Origin of the sequence: Sphingomonas glaciei (genome assembly GCF_023380025.1) — a bacterium.
GTDB classification, from domain to species: Bacteria; Pseudomonadota; Alphaproteobacteria; order Sphingomonadales; family Sphingomonadaceae; genus Sphingomicrobium; species Sphingomicrobium glaciei.
This window is the reverse complement of the sequence record NZ_CP097253.1, coordinates 1,295,167-1,310,589: the sequence shown is the minus strand read 5'-3', so window position 1 is coordinate 1,310,589 and position 15,423 is coordinate 1,295,167. Positions and strand designations below refer to the sequence as shown.

The 15,423-nt window shown below is 67.6% G+C and carries 18 protein-coding genes; 8 read left to right on the top strand and 10 right to left on the bottom strand.

Features of this window, described 5'->3' with window-relative positions; genetic code table 11:
* The first annotated feature begins 1 nt into the window (after position 1).
* From M1K48_RS06465 to M1K48_RS06445, 5 genes are all read left to right on the top strand, one after another.
* Positions 2-946 (top strand): cytochrome c1, encoded by a 945-nt coding sequence (locus M1K48_RS06465; RefSeq protein WP_249505020.1) that lies wholly within the window; start codon positions 2-4, stop codon positions 944-946.
* A 76-nt stretch (positions 947-1,022) separates the two neighbouring features.
* Positions 1,023-1,556 (top strand): adenine phosphoribosyltransferase, encoded by a 534-nt coding sequence (locus tag M1K48_RS06460; RefSeq protein WP_249505019.1) that lies wholly within the window; start codon positions 1,023-1,025, stop codon positions 1,554-1,556.
* Positions 1,557-1,682: 126 nt separating this feature from the next.
* Positions 1,683-1,997: a hypothetical protein gene (locus M1K48_RS06455; protein WP_249505018.1), complete on the top strand. Its 315-nt coding sequence runs from the start codon at positions 1,683-1,685 to the stop codon at positions 1,995-1,997.
* Between the two features lie 68 nt (positions 1,998-2,065).
* Positions 2,066-2,227, top strand: a complete 162-nt coding sequence (locus M1K48_RS06450) for a hypothetical protein (RefSeq protein ID WP_249505017.1) — start codon at positions 2,066-2,068, stop codon at positions 2,225-2,227.
* A 76-nt stretch (positions 2,228-2,303) separates the two neighbouring features.
* Positions 2,304-2,624: a hypothetical protein gene (locus M1K48_RS06445; protein ID WP_249505016.1), complete on the top strand. Its 321-nt coding sequence runs from the start codon at positions 2,304-2,306 to the stop codon at positions 2,622-2,624.
* A gap of 45 nt (positions 2,625-2,669) precedes the next feature.
* Here M1K48_RS06445 and ychF read toward each other — a convergent pair whose 3' ends face one another.
* Positions 2,670-3,770: a redox-regulated ATPase YchF gene (gene ychF, locus M1K48_RS06440; RefSeq protein WP_249505015.1), complete on the bottom strand. Its 1,101-nt coding sequence runs from the start codon at positions 3,768-3,770 to the stop codon at positions 2,670-2,672.
* A 152-nt stretch (positions 3,771-3,922) separates the two neighbouring features.
* Here ychF and M1K48_RS06435 point away from each other — a divergent pair, with 152 nt between their 5' ends.
* The gene (locus M1K48_RS06435) at positions 3,923-5,656 is read left to right on the top strand and encodes a sensor domain-containing diguanylate cyclase (RefSeq protein WP_249505014.1); all 1,734 of its coding nucleotides are present in this window, start codon (positions 3,923-3,925) and stop codon (positions 5,654-5,656) included.
* Here M1K48_RS06435 and M1K48_RS06430 read toward each other — a convergent pair.
* The 4 genes from M1K48_RS06430 to M1K48_RS06415 all read right to left on the bottom strand — a co-directional run bounded on the left by M1K48_RS06430 (position 5,653) and on the right by M1K48_RS06415 (position 8,561).
* Entirely contained in the window at positions 5,653-6,240 is a 588-nt protein-coding gene (locus tag M1K48_RS06430) for a TIGR02466 family protein (RefSeq protein ID WP_249505206.1), read from the bottom strand. The genes M1K48_RS06435 and M1K48_RS06430 overlap by 4 nt on opposite strands.
* The gene (gene pth, locus M1K48_RS06425; protein ID WP_249505013.1) at positions 6,237-6,809 is read right to left on the bottom strand and encodes an aminoacyl-tRNA hydrolase; all 573 of its coding nucleotides are present in this window, start codon (positions 6,807-6,809) and stop codon (positions 6,237-6,239) included. Before pth ends, M1K48_RS06430 begins: the two co-directional genes overlap by 4 nt.
* 45 nt (positions 6,810-6,854) lie before the next feature.
* Positions 6,855-7,484, bottom strand: a complete 630-nt coding sequence (locus tag M1K48_RS06420) for a 50S ribosomal protein L25/general stress protein Ctc (RefSeq protein WP_249505012.1) — start codon at positions 7,482-7,484, stop codon at positions 6,855-6,857.
* A 171-nt stretch (positions 7,485-7,655) separates the two neighbouring features.
* On the bottom strand, positions 7,656-8,561 hold the full coding sequence (locus M1K48_RS06415; protein WP_249505011.1) for a pseudouridine synthase: 906 nt from the start codon (positions 8,559-8,561) through the stop codon (positions 7,656-7,658).
* 27 nt (positions 8,562-8,588) lie between these two features.
* On the opposite strand from M1K48_RS06415, the gene M1K48_RS06410 reads away from it, so the two are divergent.
* Positions 8,589-9,068: a response regulator gene (locus M1K48_RS06410; protein WP_249505010.1), complete on the top strand. Its 480-nt coding sequence runs from the start codon at positions 8,589-8,591 to the stop codon at positions 9,066-9,068.
* Positions 9,069-9,071: 3 nt separating this feature from the next.
* Here the strand turns inward: M1K48_RS06410 and M1K48_RS06405 are convergent, their stop codons facing one another.
* The gene (locus M1K48_RS06405; RefSeq protein ID WP_249505009.1) at positions 9,072-10,256 is read right to left on the bottom strand and encodes an aromatic ring-hydroxylating oxygenase subunit alpha; all 1,185 of its coding nucleotides are present in this window, start codon (positions 10,254-10,256) and stop codon (positions 9,072-9,074) included.
* A gap of 67 nt (positions 10,257-10,323) precedes the next feature.
* Between M1K48_RS06405 and M1K48_RS06400 the strand changes: the two genes are divergently transcribed.
* Complete coding sequence (locus M1K48_RS06400; protein ID WP_319941209.1) at positions 10,324-12,069, top strand: AmpG family muropeptide MFS transporter; 1,746 nt, start codon at positions 10,324-10,326, stop codon at positions 12,067-12,069.
* Here the strand turns inward: M1K48_RS06400 and M1K48_RS06395 are convergent.
* From M1K48_RS06395 to M1K48_RS06380, 4 genes are read right to left on the bottom strand one after another with little or no spacing between them, the layout of a single operon-like run.
* Complete coding sequence (locus tag M1K48_RS06395) at positions 12,066-13,361, bottom strand: bifunctional folylpolyglutamate synthase/dihydrofolate synthase (protein WP_249505008.1); 1,296 nt, start codon at positions 13,359-13,361, stop codon at positions 12,066-12,068. The two genes, M1K48_RS06400 and M1K48_RS06395, sit on opposite strands and share 4 nt — an antisense overlap.
* 33 nt (positions 13,362-13,394) lie before the next feature.
* On the bottom strand, positions 13,395-14,249 hold the full coding sequence (gene accD / locus M1K48_RS06390; RefSeq protein ID WP_249505007.1) for an acetyl-CoA carboxylase, carboxyltransferase subunit beta: 855 nt from the start codon (positions 14,247-14,249) through the stop codon (positions 13,395-13,397).
* Positions 14,250-14,270: 21 nt separating this feature from the next.
* Entirely contained in the window at positions 14,271-14,975 is a 705-nt protein-coding gene (gene pyrF / locus M1K48_RS06385) for an orotidine-5'-phosphate decarboxylase (protein ID WP_249505006.1), read from the bottom strand.
* Positions 14,972-15,259, bottom strand: coding sequence for a lipopolysaccharide assembly protein LapA domain-containing protein (locus M1K48_RS06380; RefSeq protein WP_249505005.1), 288 nt, complete (start codon positions 15,257-15,259; stop codon positions 14,972-14,974). Before M1K48_RS06380 ends, pyrF begins: the two co-directional genes overlap by 4 nt.
* Between the last annotated feature and the right edge of the window lie 164 nt (positions 15,260-15,423).

Genomic DNA, 15,423 nt, shown 5'->3' with positions numbered 1-15,423 from the left:
CATGGTCCGCATCATCGGTTTCTTCGTCGGGCTGGGCTTTGTCGGCGTCCTGCTGATCAGCCTGGTCGTGAACGGCGTCGACTATTTCCGGAACCCGCCGGAACACGCCGCTTATTATTACTTCCACAAGGACCCGCGCGAGGCCGAGCTGCCGTCCGACGGCATGGCGGGCAAGTTCGACCGCCAGCAGCTGCAGCGCGGCTTCCAGGTCTACAAGGAAGTCTGCGCCGCCTGCCACAGCCTGAAGTATGTCAGCTTCTACCAGCTGGCCGACCTCGGCTATTCGGAAGCCGAAGTGAAGGCGATCGCCAATCAGTGGGCGATCGAGGTGCCGTCGGTGAACCCGGACACGGGTGAAGCGGCGACCCGCAAGGCGCTGGTCTCCGACCGCTTCCCGTCGCCTTATGCGAACGAGACGGCGGCGCGCGCGGCCAACAACAACGCCTATCCACCCGACCTCAGCCTGATCACCGAGGCCCGTCACGACGGCGCCAACTATGTCTATTCGCTGCTGACGGGCTACGTCGACCAGGCCGGCTATAAGAATTCCGAAGGCAAGGAATTGCTGAAGGAATTCCCGGACGCAGCGACCCCGCCGGGGCTCTACTTCAACCCCTATTTCGCGAACCTCAACATCGCGATGCCGGCCCCAATCGTGTCGGACGGTCAGGTGACCTATGCCGACGGCACCAAGGCGACCAAGGACCAGATGGCCAAGGACGTCGCGGCGTTTCTGGTGTGGACGGCCGAACCGACGCTGGAGAATCGGCACCGGACCGGCTGGGCCGTGATCATCTTCCTGCTGATCGCGACGGTCCTCGCCTATCTGGCGTATCGCAACATCTGGGCCAACGCGAAGCGCGAGGTGGGCGCCCACGGTCCGCTTGATCCGGACTATCGCGAGCGGATGGACGAGCAGAAGGCCGAGCGCGGCATCGCCGGCTGAGCGATCCGCGCCAATCGAGGCAACAGGAAAGGCTCTCGTCCACGGACGGGAGCCTTTCTCGTTTGGGAGTGACGAGATGACGCGAGACGAGCTTCGTGCGTTGGTGCGGACCATTCCGGACCATCCCAAGCCCGGGATCCTGTTCCGCGACGTCACCACCTTGCTGCTGCACGCCGAGGGCTTTGCGGCGGCGATCGAGGCGCTGGCGGGGACGGTGCCGGGGCGGCCCGACCTGGTCGCGGGGATGGAAGCGCGCGGCTTCGTGGTGGCAACCGCGCTGGCTCTAAAGCTCGGCGCGGGGCTGCTGCTGATCCGCAAGGACGGCAAGCTGCCGGGCGCCACCATCGGCGAGGATTATGCGCTTGAATATGGGACCGATCGGCTGACCATGCATGTCGATGCCTGCGCGCCGGGCGCGGCGGTGCTGCTGGCCGACGACCTGATCGCGACCGGCGGGACCGCGCTGGCCGCGGCGCGGCTGGTGCGGCGGGCCGGGGCGAGGGTGACCGGCGCGCGCTTCCTGATCGACCTGCCCGACCTCGGCGGCGCGGCGAAGCTCCAGACGGACGGGATCGAGACGCAGAGCCTGCTGGCGTTCGCGGGCCACTAGGCTCGGCCGACCACATTGGGGGCCCATCCGATCCTTTTCCGGGTTGCGGGCCGGCGTTGCCGAACCATCTGGAATGGCGGGACCATGGGACCTTGCGACGAGCATAGACTGACCCGGGGCCGCGGATTGGCCCTGTTGCTGGCGCTCTTCTACGGAGTGCTCACCGGCGGGGCCTTTGCGCCGATGCCGGTTCAGGCCCAGCCCCATGCCGCTAGCATGGTGCGCGACGGTCACGCGATCCTCGCGGCGACCGCCAAGGGCGGCAAGGTCGCGCTCAAGGGCCAGCGCGCGACACCCGGTCCCGCACTGCTTCCTTCCAATCCGGCGCCGGTCGTCCTGCTGGTTGTCCGGCCTTCGGGCGAAGCGACGGCTGCGGTGCAGGCTGTCGCGGCCGCGCGCGGCGCGTCGCCCTATCGGGCAAGGGCTCCTCCAGCCGCCTGATCGAATACGTTCCAATCGATCAGCGATGCCGCAGCCTCGAGGGCTGCCGGCAGATAAGGAGACATGCCATGTCCACACAGGCACTTCGGCTCAGCGCGCTGAGCTATGACATCGAACGCGCGCTGTCCGGCGAGATGGGCAAGCGGACGCCCAATGCGCTTCGGGTGTTCCGCCTGCGCCGTGCGCGCGAGGCGCTGAGGCTGCGCTTCCGGCGGCTATTCAGCCGCTAGGCGAGCGCCTCCCCTTTTCACGAATGACGGCGCGGGAGCGGGCGACAATCCGCTCCTGCGCCACTGGAGTTTACCCATGCTTACCCAAGACCTGGTGGGTCGCGCCCGCGTGGCGGACGACCCCCAATCCCTGACGCGCGTCGAAAGCCTGCTGATGCGCTATCCCGAGCTGAGCGCGGAGGAAGTCAGCGAAGCCGGCAAATTGCTGCGGCGGACTGGACCGCTCGACATGGGGCTGTTGTCGGCCAATCCGACGGCCTGGACACAGGTCGAGCGCTTTCGCGGCGACCATCCGGGCTTCTTTCGCCCAAGCCGGAAGAACCAGCTGCTGTTGCTGCTGGTCGCCCTGCTGACGATCACCTCGATCATCCTGCTGTGGGACAGCGGGCTCGGCTGACGTGAAGGGCGGGAGCGGCCCTGTGCCGCTCCTGCCGGAGCCTGTTCAGACGTTGAATTTGAAGTGCAGGACGTCGCCGTCGGCGACGACATATTCCTTACCTTCCTGGCGCAGCTTGCCGGCGTCGCGCGCGCCTGCTTCGCCGCCAAGCGCGACATAGTCGTCGAAGGCGATGGTTTCGGCGCGGATGAAGCCACGTTCGAAGTCGGAGTGGATGGCGCCAGCCGCCTGCGGGGCCTTGGCGCCCTTTTCGACCGTCCACGCGCGGGCCTCCTTGGGGCCGACGGTGAAGAAGGTGATCAGGTGGAGGAGGTCGTAGCCGGCGCGGATCACGCGGGCGAGGCCGGTCTCGGTCAGGCCGAGTTCGCCGAGAAATTCCAGCTTGTCGGCATCGTCCATGCCGGTCAGCTCGGATTCGATCGCGGCCGAGACGACGACCGCATTGGCGCCTTCCGCCTTGGCCTTGGCGAACACCTGCTCGGACAGCGCGTTGCCGTTGGCGGCATCCTCCTCGTTGACGTTGCAAACGTAGAGGATCGGCTTGGCGGTGATCAGCTGGGCCTGGGAAAAGACCCGGGCTTCTTCCTCGTCCTTGGGCTCGGTCAAGCGCGCGGGCTTGCCTTCGCGCAGCAGCTCCAGCGCCTGGGACAGGACCGAGGCCGCGATCTTGCTTTCCTTGTCGCCCTGCTGGCCCTTCTTGACGAGATTGGGGACGCGCTTCTCGAGGCTTTCGAGGTCGGCGAGGAGGAGTTCGGTTTCGACCACTTCGGCGTCGGCCAGCGGGTCGACCTTGTTGGCGACGTGCTGGATGTCGTCGTTCTCGAAGCAGCGCAGGACGTGGACGATCGCGTCGACCTCGCGGATGTTGCCGAGGAACTGGTTGCCAAGGCCTTCGCCCTGGCTGGCACCCTTGACCAGCCCGGCGATGTCGACAAACCCCAGTTGGGTGGCAATGATCTTGGCCGACCTGGCGATCTCCGCCAGCTTGTCGAGGCGGGGGTCGGGCACCGCGACCTGGCCAACGTTGGGCTCAATCGTGCAAAACGGATAGTTGGCCGCCTGCGCCGCTTGCGTTTCGGTGAGCGCATTGAAAAGGGTCGATTTGCCGACGTTCGGCAGGCCGACGATACCGCAGCGAAAGCCCATGGAAAGTGTCTCGGATGTGAAGGAAAGCTGGCGGCCCTCTAGCCCGCAGCCGCCGCGCGGGCAACGTTGGCTGGCGTCTCCTCCGAAATGGTTATTATCCCTCACCCGTTTTTAATGCTGATCGGTCACCACTCCACGCGATGAGTTCGACGATGATGCTTGCCCGCCAGTGGATGCTGGCCCTTGGTTATGCCTTGCTAGCGGCGCTGGCGGTGACCTTGACCCGCTTCGACGGCGGGGTCGCGTTCCTGTGGGGGGCGAGCGCGCTGCTGATCGCCGCGCTGGTGCGCACTTCGATGCGCAACTGGTGGGCGCCGCTTGTCACCTGCTCGGTGGTCGGCTTCCTCGTGACAGGCTTCCTCGGGCTCGGCTGGGCGGTGGCGCCATTCCTGCTGATCGCCAACATGGGCGAGGCGGTGATCGCGGGTTATCTCCTGAAGCGCGACCGAAGCAGCGGCGAGTTGATGGCGAGCCTAAGCTGGTTCGGGCGGTTCGTGATTGCGATGCTCGTCGGACCTGTCCTGATGGCCCCAGTCGCCGGTGCGGTCCTGTGGGCCTTCGACGGAAGCTTCGTTGCGACCATGAAGCATTTCGCGATCGGCCACGCCTTGGGCAATCTTGCGCTGACTCCGATCGCCTACATGATGACCGGCCGTGCCGCCCGGAAGGAGACGCGGCGGATATTCAAGCGACACAAGAAGGCGGCGCTGACGCTGCTTCCGACGGTTGGCCTGATCGTCTTCTTCACCTTCTGGCAGTCGGATTGGCCAATCCTGTTCCTGCCGGTGATGTGGGTCGTGCTGGTCACTTTCCGACTCGGCCGTCTCGGTGCCGCGGTCAGCCTTGCGCTTTTGACCGGGATTGGGGGCCTGCTGACCGCCAAGGGGATGGGGCCGGTATCGCTAACCGGCGCGACGCTTGGCGACCGGATGCAATTCTTCCAATTCTACCTGGCGGCGACGGTTCTGACGGTCATTCCGATCGCCGCCGACCTGCACAATCGCCAGAAGCTCAATCGCAGTCTGCGCCGAAGCGAGGCGGAATTTCGGCTGCTGGCCGACCATTGCACCGACGTCATCATGCGCATCTCGATCGATGGCCAAATCCTCTACGCGTCGCCCTCGGTCGAGTTGGTTACCGGCTATCATCCAAGCGAACTGGTTGGGCGGCATAGTCGTGTCCTGATCGACCCGGCGGATTTCGCGCGCGTCCGGGACGAGCATCGCGCCACCCTCGCGGCGGGCGGCGAGCCCCGGACCTACGCTTATCGCACGATAGTCAGCAGCGGAGAGCAGCGCTGGTTCTCGACCCACGGCCGCGCACTGCTCGACGAATATGGCGAGCCGATCGAGCTCTTGTCCTACATCCGCGACATCACCGGCGCCAAGGCCGACGAGCGCGAATGGGTACAGGCTGCGCTGACCGATAGCCTGACAGGCCTTCACAATCGCCGCGCCTTCGAACGGGCCGCGGACGGACGGATCGCCGCCGGTGCGGTCGGGGCCGATTGCGTGGCACTGTTCGACCTCGACCGGTTCAAGAGCATCAACGACCGCTTTGGCCATGACGCCGGCGACGACGTGTTGAAGCGGTTCGCGGAAGTCGCGCTCAAGCTGACCCGCCCGGGTGACATGCTCGCGCGCATCGGCGGTGAGGAATTCGGCCTGCTGTTCGAAGACACCTCGATCGGGCAGGCGTATGAAATCTGCGAGCGGATCCGGCGCGAGGTGAGCGGCACGCTCAGGATTGCCGAGGTGCAGATCACCGTCAGCGGCGGCGTGGCGCCGATCGGTCCCGATGGCCTGGCTGCCGCACTCAAGTCGGCGGACGAGGCGCTGTACCGCGCCAAGCAGGGCGGACGTGATCAGCTGCTGCTGGCGGCCTAAGCGAAGTTGAAGCTGACGCTCAGCCGCTCGCCGCGCGCGTTGCCAGGGAGCACCTCGTGGCGCAGCCAGCTTTCCCACAACAGGAGCTGGCCGGGGAGGGGGTGCAGGGTGACGAAGGGCCGGAGAGGCTCGGGCGCGTCGGCGCCGCGGATCGGCGCGGCCATCATCATCGGCAGGCGCGGATCTTCGAAGCGGATGGCGCCGGCTCCGTCGGGCACATCGATGTAGAGCGTGCCCGAGAGGATCGAGTGCGGGTGGATGTGCGCGCTGTGGTGGCCGCCGGGCTTCAGGACATTGACCCACAGGCTGTCGAGCTTCGGCTTGACCTCCCACGCGAGGTCGCGGGCGAAGGTGGCGGCGTGGCGGGTGAGGGCCTTGGCGAGGTCGGCGAACACCGGATCGCGGCGGGGGAGGTCGTTGAGCGAGGCGTAGCTGGTATAGCCCTTGTAGCCATGCTCCTTCGCCCAGCGACGACCGGCTCCATCGTCTTCGGCGAGGCTGCGAATCGAGTGGGCGAGCTCGGCGAGGTCGAGGGCGAGATCTGCTTCGTAGAGCGGGGTGGCGAACAGCTGGCGCATCGTCAGTCCTGATGCAGCCGCATGGCGACGTCGCTCATGAAGCGGGCGTCGTCGCCCTTGGCCAGCCAGTCGGCTTCGGAGGCGAGGGCGGCGAGGAGATCGGAGAGCGAATCCATCTCGCTCTTGGCGTAATTGCCCAGCACGTAGCCGGTCACCCGGTCCTTGTGGCCGGGGTGGCCGATGCCGATCCGGACGCGACGGAAGTCGGGGCCGAGGGAGGCATTGATCGAGCGCAGGCCGTTATGCCCGGCAAGCCCGCCGCCGACGCGGACCTTGACCTTCATCGGGGCCAGGTCGAGCTCGTCATGGAAGACGGTGAGGGCGGTCTCGTCGAGCTTGAAGAAATGCAGCGCCTGCTGAACCGAGTCGCCGCTGTCGTTCATGAACGTCTGGGGCTTGAGCAGCAGGACCTTCTGTCCGCCGATGCGGCCTTCCGAGACCAAGCCGCGATGCTTCTTCTGCCAGGGCGAGAAGCCGTGGATTTCGGCGATCGTGTCGACGGCCATGAAGCCGACATTGTGCCGGTGCAGCGCATATCGCGCGCCGGGATTACCGAGGCCGGTCCAGATTTGCATGAAGCGAAGCTCCCCTCCCGCAGGGCGCGGGAGGGGAGGAGCCGATTATTCGGCGTCGGTCGCAGCTTCCGCCGCGTCTTCTTCGGCGTCACCGGCATCGCTCTTCATCGACGACGGAGCGACGATGGTGGCGATGGTGAAGTCGCGATCGGTGATCGTGGCTTCGACGCCCGTGGGCAGGGTGACGTTCGAGATGTGGATCGAATCGCCGACGTCGAGGCCCTTGAGGCTAATCTCGATGTCGTCGGGGATTTCGGCCGCGTCGCAGCTGAACTCAATCTCGTGCTTGACGATGTTGAGCACCGCACCGCGCTTGATGCCGGGGCTTTCCTCTTCGTCGGTGAAGCGCACGGGGACGTTGACGGTCACCTTGCTGTGCTCACTGATGCGGAGGAAGTCGACGTGGACCGGGCGGCTGCTGACGGGATGGAACTGCACGTCCTTAGGCAAGGTGCGGGTCGTCTTGCCACCGGCGTCGATCATCACGACCGAGTTCATGAAGTGGCCGGTCGACAGCATCTTGGCGAGGAGCTTTTCCTCGACGTGGATGCTCAGCGGCTCCTGATTGGCGCCATAGACAACGGCGGGGACCCGGCCTTGGTTACGCAGCTCACGGGAGGCTCCCTTGCCAGCCCGGTCGCGCGTCTCGGCGGTCAGCGAAAGCTGTTCGCTCATACGTGCATTCCTTTGAAAAAGAGGTAGTAGAACGCTCCCCACGCCTCCAGGGATGACCATGCAGGAGCGGGCGGGCGCATAGCGCGGGTGGGGTCAAATGGCAAATCGCGACCGTTCCGTTTGTGCCGAGCGAAGTCGAGGCACGCCAGCGCAGGCGCCCTTCGACTTTGCTCAAGGCGAACGAGGTTCTTTCGCAGCCGGCGTCTTCAGTGTCTGGCGGAAGCGGAACAGATCCTCGCGCTGGACCTCGCCGATATGGCCGGGGTCGAGATCAAGCATGTCGAAGGGGCCGTAGCTGACCCGGATCAGGCGGCTGACCTGCAGGCCGAGGTGGGCGAGGACGTTGCGGACCTCGCGGTTCTTGCCTTCGGTCAGCGACAGTTCGATCCAGCAGTTGCGGCCGGTCCGGCGTTCGAGGTTGGCGTCGATCGAGCCGTAGCGGATGCCGTCGATCTCGATCCCGTCGGCAAGTTCCTCGAGCTGGGCCTGGGTGACATCGCCGAACGCGCGGGCGCGGTAGCGGCGGACCACCGCGGTGGCGGGCAACTCGAGCTGGCGCTTCAGCTCGCCATCGTTGGTGAGGAGCAGCAGGCCTTCGGTCATGAAGTCGAGCCGGCCGACCGGCATCACCCGCGGCAGGCCGGCGGGCAGTCGGTCGTAGATGGTCGGGCGGCCCTTGGGATCGTTGGCGGCGGTGAGGCAACCGGCGGGCTTGTAGAAGCGCCACAGGCGAGCGGCGGCGGGCGGCGCCACCTGCTTGCCGTCGACGGTCACCCCGCGCAGGTCCTCGAGCAGGGTGGCTGGGGTAGTCAGCACGGTGCCGTCGAGCGCGATGCGACCCTCGGCGATCATTCGCTCGATATCGCGGCGCGAGGCGACCCCGGCGCGGGCGAGCAGCTTGGCGATGCGCTGCGGGCCGCTTTCACGCGGCGGGCCCGGGGGCTTGCCGCGCGGACCGGTCGGGCGCGGCCCTGATGCGCTCGGGCCTGTGGCGGGCGGAGCACGGCGTGGAGATTTATCGCGCGATTGCTGCGGCGGGCGGGGACCGCGGCCTCCCGTCGGTCGTTGAGGGGGCAAGTGTTCTTCCTCTTCCAAGGCTAAGCGATGCTGTTCGGCACACGGGAACGTCACGTCAAGCGCATCCTCATCGTGGAGGACGAGCCGCTGGTGGCGTTCGACAATGAAACAATGGTGAGCAACGCCGGCTACACGGTCGTGGCCACGGTTGATAGCGTCCGTGAAGCGCTGGCAATCCTCGATCGCGAAGTCGGCCACCCGGGCGATGAGGACGAGGGCGCTCCGGAGCGGGGAATCGACCTCATCCTGAGCGACATCACGCTGACCGGCCGGCGCAGCGGAATCGACCTTGCCGCCGAGGCGACGCAGCGCGGCATCCCGGTGCTTTTCGCGACCGCCAACCCGCCCGAAGATGGGGGAGGCAATGCGCTTGGCGTCCTGTGCAAGCCCTACAACGAAGGGCGGCTCAAGGCAGCGCTGAAGGCGGTCGAGGAGCTGATCGCCGGCAATGCCCAGGTCAAGGCACCGACCGGGGTGATCCTCTACAACCGGCCGCTCGCCGCCTGATCCTCAGCGGCCGAGGGCCCGTTCGATCATCGCGTGGAACTCGGCGACGCCATGTTCGAGCGTGCCAAGGGTGACCTCGTCGACAAGCCCGCTGGCGAGACCCTGGTGGCACAGCGCCGCGGCGCGGAAGTCCTCAGCGGCGAAGGTGCCGGCATCGAGCAGGGTCCAGCTCTTGTCCCAATGCTCTTCCTCCTCCGCGGTGCGGGGCGGCTGAGGAATCAGCATGATGTCCTCGACGATCGTTCGGCCCGCCGCCTGCGGCCAGCAAGTGAGCAGGTTTAGGTAATCGGGGCTCATGATCAGGATGGCGTTGGGGAAAAGGTGGTAGGTGTAGGTGACCGCCTTGCGCAGCTGCCGCCAGTCGCCGCGATCGATCCGGCCGAGATAGTCGGTCCGGCCAACCGCCGCGCGCTGATGCGGGCCGATGCGGTCGGCGACGGTGATCCCGTCGGCAAAGAACGAAGCGATGGTGGCGGCGTGTAGCCGCTGGACATGGTAGCTTTCGAGGAAGGCGTCGACGATCAGCTTCCAATTGCCAGCGACCTCGTGCGACCGCCGGCGGTAGAGGTGGAGATGCGCGAGGCCGAAGGCGTCGAGATCCTCGGCAAGGGCCTGGGCCGGGGCGAAGTCGGCTTGCGGATCGCGCGAGAACCAGATCAGGCCGCCGCTCTCCACCGCGGGAAAGGCGCGCAGGCTCATCGCGGCCTTGTCGAGGCCGGGGAAGCAGTCGGCGCGGGGCAGGCCAGCGAGCGCGCCGTCGGGCCTATAGGCCCAGGCGTGGTAGGGACAGACGATCCGGGCGGCAGGAACGACCTCGCTGCCTTCGACCAGCCGGGTGCCGCGGTGGCGGCAGGCGTTGGCGAGGACATGGACCTGTCCGTTGCCGTCGCGGCTGACGATCAGCGGAACGCCATAGCCGTCATGCGCGACCGCGGTGCGGGGGGAGGGCAGCATGGCCGACGGGCCGAGGACCAGCGGTGCCCGCGCGAACAAGCGGTCCTGCTCGGTCACGAAGCGGTCATCGTCGATGTAGGGCGAGGCGGGGAGGCGGGCGATCCCTTCGCCCAGCATTTCGCCGCCGCTTGCCAGCAACTCCGCCAGCGCGAGTTGGCCCGGGGTCGGGCGGGTCGACTTGAGCGGTGCGTCCATCGCGGCAGAGTGCGCGCCGGGCCGCGCGGGCGCAAGCACTCACGGGCTGTTCAGGCGCAGCGCTGCTGCTAGACGATGGGCTAGCGACAATCGGAGGAACCGGTCCTTGGCGACGGCGACGGCAGCAGCGGGCGAGACGGCGGTGACGGCGCAGCCCAAGGGGTGGCGGCTGATCCGGACCGCCTTGTCCAACCGCAAGACTGCGGTGATGCTGGCATTCGGGTTCGGCGCGGGGCTGCCGTTCACCTTGCTGATCGGTACGCTGAACGCGTGGCTTGGCGAGTGGCAGATCGACCTTGCCACGATCGGCGTACTGTCGTGGATCGGCCTTGCCTACGCCTTCAAATTTCTGTGGTCGCCGCTAGTCGATCGGGTGCGGCTGCCGGGGCTGGAGCGGCTGGGGCGGCGGCGCGGGTGGCTTCTGCTGTGCCAGGTCATCCTTACCCTGACCTTCTTTGGCCTGTCGCTGTCGGATCCGCGGCTGGCGCTCGGCACCTTTGCGCTGATTGCGGTGATCGGCGCCTTTGCCTCGGCGACCCAGGACGTGGTGATCGACGCGTGGCGGATCGACGTCGCCGACGAAGCGGCGCCGGTCGAGATCCTGTCCTCCATTTACCAGCTCGGCTTTCGCATCGCGGCCCTGATCGGCGGCGCCTTGGCGCTGGTGCTATCCGAGCGGATGAGCTGGCCCGCTGTCTATGCGGTGATGGGCCTGTTCATGGCATTGACGCTGATCGCGACGTTGATGGCCCCCGACACCCCCCGCACCGCGCTGGAGGAGCAGCAGAGCGCGCTCCGTCGGGCCGGGGCGACCGCCCCCAAGCTGCGGGCGATCGGCCTGGCCATCGTCGGGCTGGGCTGGGCGTGGGCGATCTGGACGGTGGGCGCCTTCATGGCGAACATGCTGGGCGGCGCGATCGACCCGGCCACCGGGAAGCCGCCGAGCGTCGGCGACTTCACCAAAAGCTATGGTCCGCTGATCGTCGCCGCGACGGTCCTGGTGCCGGCCATCGTGGCTGCAGTGTTCAACTGGTTAGCGGCGCGCCCCGGCTATGTGCTGGAAAGCGACGTGCCGGCGTCGAGCGGGCTCGAGCGCGCCTCGGATCATGCTTATAGCGCGCTGATCCTGCCGCTGGCCGAGCTGGTCCGGCGGATGGGCTGGGGCGTCATCGTCGTGCTGGGACTGATCCTCAGCTACCGCATCACCGACAATATCTGGGGCAGCTTCGCCTTTCCCTTCTATCTCCAGGAGCTGAAGTACACGGGCGACGAGGTGGCGTTCGCGTCCAAGATCTTCGGCGTCTTCATGACCATGGCTGGGATCGCGATCGGCGGGATCATGTTCGCGACCGTGGGGCGGATGCCGACGCTGATGGTCGGCGCCATCGTCGCGGCGGCAAGCAACCTCCTTTACGCCGACCTTGCTTCGGGCGCGGTCTATATCGACGCCTTTGCGCGCACCTTCGGGCTCGATGCCTTCGGCCATGACCTGCGGATGGTGCGGCTGCTGATCGCCATTTCGGGTGAGAATATTGCCGGCGGCCTCGCGGGGGCCGCGTTCGTCGCCTACCTGTCGTCGATCACCAGCCGCGAATTCAGCGCGGTGCAATATGCGCTGCTGTCCTCGCTGACCTTCCTGATCGGCTCGCTCGGCCGGGCGGCGTTGGGCGAGATGATCGACCAGGTCGGCTATGCGCCGGTCTTCTACCTGACCGCGACCATCGGGCTGGTGGCCGTGGCATTCGTGGCGCTGGAATGGGCGCGGACCAGCTGGAATGGGCGGCGAGAGCGCGCCAATGGCCCGGTGCCGGCGGCCGACGCGGCGCGGGCTGCCGAAGGCGACACGGCCTAGTCGGGCACCTCGTCATTGAGCGCCAACACTTCGCCCGCGAGGTAGAGCGAGCCGGCGATGAGGAGGGCGGCGGTCGGCGGGACGTTGGCAATGGCGGCCTGGAGGTCGTGACCGGGCTCGGCAGGTAGGCCGAGGGCGGTCGCGGTGGCGGCGAGGTCTGCGGCGGTCATAGCCAGCGGGTGGTCAAAGCCGATGGCGTGAACCTGCTCGACTACGCCGCGGAACGGCGCCAGCAGCCCGGCCGCGTCCTTGGTGGTGAGGGCACCGACGACGAGGTGGATCGGACGGCCCGCGGCAAGCGGGGCGATGCTTCGCGCCAGCAGCTCGGCCGCCTGGGCATTGTGGCCGCCGTCGAGCCACGCGTCGCGGGTGCCGATCAGCGGGCCGGGGCGGAGCCTCTGCAGGCGGGCAGGCCAGCGTACCTCTGTCATGGCGCGGGCGAGGGCTGCGTCGGAGATGCTGACCGCGTCCTGATGGCGCAGCATGGCGACGGCGAGGGCGGCATTGTCGGCCTGGTGCGGGCCGGGGAGGGCGGGAAGCGGCAGGTCGAGGCTGCCTTGCGCGTCGCTGTAGTGGAGGCGATCGCCAGCCAGCGCGCTGTGCCACTCCCTGCCCCGCCGAAGAAGCGGCGCGTTGCGGAGGGCCGCTACCTCTCTCAGCTGGGCGGCGGCCGCCCCGGGTTGGGCGAGGGTCACGAGGGGGATGCCGGGCTTGGCAATCCCGGCCTTTTCGACCGCGATCTCGGTCAGGGTCGTGCCGAGCCATTGTTGGTGGTCCAGCCCGAGTGCGGCGATGCCCGTGACTGCCGGGCGTTCGACCACGTTGGTGGCGTCGAGGCGGCCGCCCATGCCGACTTCCAGCACCAAGGCGTCGGCGGGGATGCGGGCGAAGGCGAGGAAGGCGGCGGCGGCGGTGGCTTCGAAGAAGCTTGGCGCGATGTCGTCCGAGGCGTCGAGTATTTCCTCGAGCAGGGCGGCAAGCGCTTCGTCTTCAATCAGTCGTCCGGCGAGCCGGATGCGCTCGTTGAAACGGACCAGGTGGGGCGAGGTGAAGACGTGGACGCGGTGGCCGGCCGCTTCCAGCGCGGCGCGGAGGAAGGCGCAGGTCGAGCCCTTGCCGTTGGTCCCGGCGACATGGAACACCGGCGGTAGGTGGTCCTGCGGGTCGCCGAGGCGATGCAGCAGCGCCGTGATGCGCTCCAGCCCGAGCCGGTCGCCGCCGGGACTGAGCGCCTCCAGCCGCGCCAGCTGGGCGGCGACACCTGGATGGTCGGAACGGGCGAAGTCAGCCAAGCCGCCCTCCCGCCGGCGGGAGGGGGCGGGGGATCACGCCGCTTCCCGCGCCGGAACCAGGTAGTCGATCAGGCTGCCAAGCGTGGCGCGCAGGTCGCGGCGGTGGGTGACCATGTCGATCATTCCATGTTCGAGCAGATATTCGGCGCGCTGAAAGCCTTCGGGCAGCTTTTCGCGGATGGTCTGCTCGATCACCCGCTGGCCGGCGAAACCGATCAGGGCGCCGGGCTCGGCGATCTGGACGTCGCCGAGCATGGCGTATGAGGCGGTGACGCCGCCGGTGGTCGGATCGGTCAGCACCACGATGTAGGGCAGGCCCGCCTCGCGCAGCAGCTCTATCGCGACGGTGGCGCGGGGCATCTGCATCAGGCTGAGGATGCCCTCCTGCATCCGCGCGCCGCCCGCGGCGGTGAAGATGATGTAGGGAGCGTGGGCGGCGATCGCGGCCTGGACCCCGGCAACGAAGGCCGAACCGACCGCCACACCCATCGACCCGCCCATGAAGGCGAAGTCCTGCACGCCGACGACGGCGGCGCGGCCGTCGATCTTCCCACGGGCGTTGAGCAGGGCGTCCTTCTCCTCGGTTGCGGCGCGCGCGGCCTTGATCCGATCGGCGTAGCGCTTGGTATCGCGAAACCGCAGCGGGTCCTCGCGCACGTCGGGCGTGGCGATGAGGTCGTAGCGCGCGTCGTCGAACACCTGGCCAAAGCGGGTGTGGGCGCGGATGCGATCGTGATGGTCGCAGCGCGGGCAGATCTGGAGATTGTCCTCCCATTCCTTGGTAAACACCATGGCGTTGCAGTTCTTGCACTTGTGCCAGAGCGTGTCGGTGACCTGCCGCTTTGGCAGGAAGGAAATGGAATTACGGACCCGGCTGAGCCAGCTCATGATGTGTCCTTGGAATGGGCGTCAGGCGCCGGCGGGTAGCGCGGCGGACGAGAGGAGGGAAGCGGCGATGGCGCGGGCGGCCTCGGCCGGGTCGGCGGCGGCGGTGATCGGACGACCGATAACCAGCAGGGAGGCGCCGCGATCCAAAGCATCGACGGGGGTCAGCACGCGCTTCTGGTCGCCGAGGTCGCTGCCGGACGGGCGCAGGCCGGGAACGACGAAGGTGCCACCGGGCCAGCGCTCGGCGGCGGCGGCGACTTCCTCGCCCGAGCAGACGATCCCGTCGCAGCCAGCCGAGCGGGCGAGGTCGGCGAGCCGCTCGACCTGATCGGCCGGGTCAGACGTCACGCCGATCGCCGCGAGGTCGTCGCCATCAAGGCTGGTGAGGACGGTCACCGCGACGACCTTGCAGCCAGGAGACGCGGCGGCCTTCGCCGCTTCAAGCATGGCGCGGCCGCCGGCGGCGTGGACGGTCAGTACCGCGGGCGCGAGCGGGGCGAGGGCGGCGACAGCCTTGCCAACGGTGTTGGGGATGTCGTGCAGCTTGAGATCGAGGAAGATCGGCAAGCCTGCCGCGGACAGCGCGGCGACCCCGGCCGGTCCGTTGGCGGCGAAGAATTCGAGGCCGAGCTTCAGCCCACCGACGTGGGGCGAGACGGCTGCGGCCAGTGCCTTGGCCTGACCGAGTTCAGGGGTGTCGATGGCAACGTAGATCGGGTTGGTCATGGTATCAGACCTGCGTCGGCGCCGACCGGCTCGATCACGGCAGCAGGAGCGGCCGGAGGATTGGCGATGGCGATCCGCCGCTTCAGCCGCCACAGCCGCGCGCGCAGCCACAGGAAGGTCGGGAGGAAGCCGAGCAGCGCCGCAATCAGCACCAGCAGCGGGAGCTTCACGTCGGCTTGGAGCGAGCCCCACAGGTTGATCGTCACGTCCGACCAGTTGTTGCGGGCGATGATCGCCAGGAACACGGCCAGCACGACCCAGAAGAGCGTCCGCAGGAACTGCATGGGAGCGGGTTTAGAGACGGCAGCGCCCCTTGGCCAGACTCGTCGCCTGTTCGTCGCTGAAGACCGTCGTTTCGCCGCAGTCACTCGAGGAGTACAGTTGAGCCTGCGCCGCGCTGCCTCCAAGCCGGTTGCGGGGAGGATAGGTCACTGAAGAAACGCGTCAT